The following is a 4,204-nucleotide window of genomic DNA, read 5'->3' on the forward strand; positions in this document are numbered from 1 at the left end:
GATCGTCGGCCTCGCCGGGCTGGTCGGCTCGGGCCACACCGACGTGGTAGAGGTGGTCGCGGGACTGCGCAAACCGAGTGCGGGCCGAATCACCCTGCCGGACGGGCGATCCGGTCCGTCGGGTCTGCGCGCGGCGATCGCCGCCGGGGTCGCGCTGGTCTCCGGCGATCGGCGACGGGTGGGGTTGATGCTCGACAAGCCGGTGTGGGAGAACATGGCCCAGATCCGGTCGATCGCGCTGCGCCGCGACGGCCTGCTGCTGACGCCGGGGCGACTGCGGGCCCGCGCGCGGGAACTGGTGTCCCGCTTGCATGTTCGCGCCGCCGATGTCGACGTCGCGTGCGGCCTGCTGTCCGGCGGCAATCAGCAGAAGGTGGTGCTCGCCAAATGGCTGGCGGCCGAGCCGACCGTGCTGCTGCTCGACGACCCCACCCGCGGGGTGGACGTCGGCGGCAAGGCCGAGATCCACGCCCTGCTGCGCACCGCCGCGGCGACCACGGTGGTGCTGCTGTGCTCGACGGACGTCGACGAGCTCGCGTCGCTCTGCGATCGGGTGCTGGTGCTGTACCGGGGTCGGCTGTGCGCGACGCTCGAGGGGGATCGCCTCGATCAGCACACGATGCTGCACGCCATGAACACCGGAGCCGCCTAGTAGGGACGCCGATACCGCTATTTCAGCTACGAAATCGTATATGATCGCTACCTGTCAGTGCCGCATCATCGAGGAGGGCACATGTCAGTGGCGATTCCGCCGCAGCGGTCCCGCGTGGACCGATTCGACAGTTTCCGCGACGCCGTCTCGCACACGTTCGTGCCGCTGCAGGTGGAGCGGGTAGGAGCCGAGCCGTTCGACGGCCGGTTGCGCAGCGTCGCGCTGGGCGCGTTGCAGGTGACCGAGATCGGCGCCACCCCGCACCTGGTCCGCCGGACGCCCGCCTTGATCGCGCGCTCAGATCCCGAGTGCTACAAGCTCGGCGTGCAGCTGCGCGGGCACTGCCTGCTCACCCAGGACGACCGCGAAACCCATTTGGGCGAGGGTGATTTCGCCATCTACGACACCAGCAGGCCCTACTCCATGGCGTTCGACGGACCCTACCGCCAGCTGGTGCTGATGCTGCCGCGCAGGCTGCTCTGCCTGCCGCCGGACCGGATCGCCGCCGTCACCGCGCGCCGCGTGCCCGGCGACCACGGGGCGGGCGCGCTGCTGTCGATGCTGCTACGCGAGTTGGCCCGTCACCTCGACGAGGTGGCGGGGCCGGCCGAGACGCGCCTGGCCGACAACATCGTCGACCTGCTCGTCACGGTGCTCGCCGGTCACCTCGACCTGCTCGCGCCGCAGCGCGCCGCGCGGCGCCCGCTGACCACGCAGGTCATGTCCTATATCGAGGGGCATCTCGGCGACGGCGACCTCTCGCCGCGCCGGATCGCCACCGCGCACTACATCTCGACCCGCTACCTGCACAAGCTGTTTCACGAGCAGTCGACCACCGTGGCGGGCTGGATCCGGGAGCGGCGGCTGGAGAGCTGCCGGCGCGACCTGCGCGATCCGCTGCACCGGGACCGCTCCATCGCCACCATCGCCGCGCGCTGGGGCTTCCCCGACGCCGCGCATTTCAGCCGGACCTTCCGCGCGGCCTACGGCGTCAGCCCGCTCGAGTATCGGTGCGCGCAACGCGCGCAACCGATCTCGCGCAACGAGCCGGCTCAGGATTCCTGAATGGGGTCGGGCAGCCGCCACCGATCCGGCCGCGGCCGCAGGTAGAGCAGGTAGTAGGCGCAGCCGAGGAGCATCGCGACGACGGCGACCACCATCTGCTCCCACGCGGCGTCGAGCACGCTGTACCCCGCATAGCCCATGGCCGCCACGACGATGATCGGCGGCAGTGGCCACAGCGGCATGCGATAGCCGCCCGACGACGGGCGCCCGCGCACCCGGAACGCGGCCAGCGCCACGAACAGATACACCAGCACGAGACCCGCGCCGGTCGCGGTGATCAGCCAGGACAGCGGCAGCACGGCCGCCGCGACGGTGGCCGACGCCCCGACCACGATGGTCGCGACAACCGGTGTGTGCCACCGCGGATGCACCGTGCCCAGCGCCCGGTCGATCGGCTCCGGCCAGCTGCGGTCGCGCGCCGAGGCGAAGACCAGCCGGGAGATCTGCAGGATGATGGCGATCACCGCGTTCACGATCGCGATCGCGATGCCCACGCTCACCAGGGTGTTGACCGTGGATCCGCCGCGCGCGGTGAGGAAGTAGTTCATCGGTGCGGGGCTGCTCAGCAGGTCGGTCATCGAGGGCGCCCCGAGGACGACGGCGGCCAGCGGCAGGATCTCGATGGCGACGGTGGCGGCCAGGCAGACCATGATCACCCGGCCGATGGTGCGCGTCGCGTTCTTCGTCTCCTCGGCGTAGTAGACGGCGGCGCCGTAGCCGTTGTAACCGAACAGCGCCACCGGAATGAGCGCGGCCAGCGCGCCGGGTCCGACCGGTGCCGTGCCGCCGTCGGTCATCGTGATCGCGTGGACCCACTCCGACGGTCCCCGTTCGGCATTCGCGAAGCCGAGGAAGACCAGCACCGCGATCGCCGCGATCTCGATGCACAGGAAAACGCCGGTGACCCAGGCGTTGGCCTTGATATTGAGGATCGCGATGCCGGTCGTCACCACGATGACGCCGATGCCGACCCACTTCCCGCCCAGCTGCGGTATCGCGACGCCGAGGTAGTCGCCGGTGCCCAGGGCGATGACGGAGATGATCAGCACCCCGTTCACCAGGGTCAGCGCGAACAACGCGAAACCGACGGGGCGGCCGAGCAGCCTTGCCGCCCAGGTGTATTCGCCGCCGGTGATCGGGAAGGTCGCCGCCAGCTCGGCGTAGCAGAGGCCGATGAACACCGACGCCACGGCGGCGATGGCCAGCGTCAGCACCGACGCGCCGCCCGCGGCCAGCAGTATCGACGGAATGATGATGAACACGCTCGAGGCGGGGGTCACCGAGGACAGGGTGATCAGGATGTTCTCGCCCATGCCCAGCGCTCGCGAGAGCTGTTGGCGGTAGCGGGGTTCCTGATGGTCGCCGTCGGCGGTCTGGCCGCTGGTCTGAGTCGCCATGGCCGGGTCCTTTCTTTGATGTACAGTCAAAGAATGACCTAAAGTTGCTGTCATCGTCTGGTTTTCGACGTTACGAATCATTAATTCCTCGTCAACGGGAGGGTGCATGGCACGGCGCAAGGATCAGGAGCGGGCGCGCCGGATGATCCTCGACGCGGCGCTGACCGCGGTGTCCGACCGCGGCGTCGGCAAGCTGAAGATCCGGGAGGTCGCCGAGTTCGCGGGGGTCTCGCCCGCGACCGTGCACTACTACTTCGACGATCTCGACAATCTGCTGCGCGAGGTCCATCGCGAGGCCAGCGACCGGTTCTTCGGCGGCAGGCTGGCCATGGTCGCCACGATTCCCGACGCGCGCGCGAAGATCGGGGCGTTGATCTGGGCCGGGCTGCCCGCCTCGGACTCCGACCTGCTGGTCGTCGCGCTGTACCGGCTGGCCGGCTACCGCAGCGTCGCCGCCGAGCACGGCGACCTGATCACCGCGCTGTTCGAGCAGCAGGTCGCGGTCTATCTGAGCGCGCTAGAGGTGGGAATCGCGCAGGGACACTTCACCATCGACGCGCCGCTGCTGGATGTCGCCGCGAATCTCGTCGCGCTGGAGGACGCCTACGGGCTGCACATCGTCAGCCGGAACCGGTCGATCACGAAAGCCCGTGCGGCCGAGCTGATCTGCGCCTACGCGCGGACGGCGACGCACTGCCCCGACATCACCACACCCGAAGGATGAGCCGATGACCGAGCATGGATCGTTTTCCCCCGACGGACGTCCGCGGGCGCGGGCCCTCGGCATAGCGCCCGAGGGCGCGCCCGGTCCGTACAACGCCATCACCGATGTGGCCGGGGTCGAGGTGGGGTATCAGACCCTGATCGAGGGGGAGGGGCCGCTGCGGGCGGGCGCGGGGCCGGTGCGCACCGGCGTGACGGCGATCCTGCCGCGCGGGCGCTCCGGCGTCGGGCGGCCGTGCGCGGCCGGTCGGTACTCGCTCAACGGCAACGGCGAAATGACCGGCACCGCATGGATAGACGAGGTCGGTCAGCTGTCGATGCCCGTCACGATCTCCAATACCCACGCCATCGGCGCGTGTCACACCGG

5 protein-coding genes are annotated in these 4,204 nt (G+C 69.7%); 4 read left to right on the top strand and 1 reads right to left on the bottom strand.

The features are described from left to right. Together ON39_RS34500 and ON39_RS34505 are read left to right on the top strand one after the other, a co-directional pair. On the top strand, positions 1 to 652 hold a 652-nt coding region (locus tag ON39_RS34500; protein ID WP_040740501.1), incomplete at its 5' end, for an ATP-binding cassette domain-containing protein. An 81-nt stretch (positions 653 to 733) separates the two neighbouring features. Beyond that, complete coding sequence (locus ON39_RS34505) at positions 734 to 1,717, top strand: AraC-like ligand-binding domain-containing protein (RefSeq protein WP_040740502.1); 984 nt, start codon at positions 734 to 736, stop codon at positions 1,715 to 1,717. Here ON39_RS34505 and ON39_RS34510 read toward each other — a convergent pair. Then, positions 1,705 to 3,114, bottom strand: coding sequence for an APC family permease (locus ON39_RS34510; RefSeq protein ID WP_051187475.1), 1,410 nt, complete (start codon positions 3,112 to 3,114; stop codon positions 1,705 to 1,707). The genes ON39_RS34505 and ON39_RS34510 overlap by 13 nt on opposite strands. 106 nt (positions 3,115 to 3,220) lie before the next feature. On the opposite strand from ON39_RS34510, the gene ON39_RS34515 reads away from it, so the two are divergent. Then, on the top strand, positions 3,221 to 3,838 hold the full coding sequence (locus ON39_RS34515; RefSeq protein ID WP_040740503.1) for a TetR/AcrR family transcriptional regulator: 618 nt from the start codon (positions 3,221 to 3,223) through the stop codon (positions 3,836 to 3,838). 4 nt (positions 3,839 to 3,842) lie between these two features. Beyond that, on the top strand, positions 3,843 to 4,204 hold a 362-nt coding region (locus ON39_RS34520), incomplete at its 3' end, for a P1 family peptidase (RefSeq protein WP_040740504.1).

It is taken from the genome of Nocardia tenerifensis NBRC 101015, from assembly GCF_000308715.1.
GTDB lineage: Bacteria > Actinomycetota > Actinomycetes > Mycobacteriales > Mycobacteriaceae > Nocardia > Nocardia tenerifensis.

What these genes read in the sequence shown, in the direction of transcription:
- ON39_RS34510 (WP_051187475.1), bottom strand. Translation starts at nt 3,114, where the DNA reads ATGGCGACTCAGACCAGCGGCCAGACCGCCGACGGCGACCATCAGGAA.
- ON39_RS34505 (WP_040740502.1), top strand. Translation starts at nt 734, where the DNA reads ATGTCAGTGGCGATTCCGCCGCAGCGGTCCCGCGTGGACCGATTCGAC.
- ON39_RS34515 (WP_040740503.1), top strand. Translation starts at nt 3,221, where the DNA reads ATGGCACGGCGCAAGGATCAGGAGCGGGCGCGCCGGATGATCCTCGAC.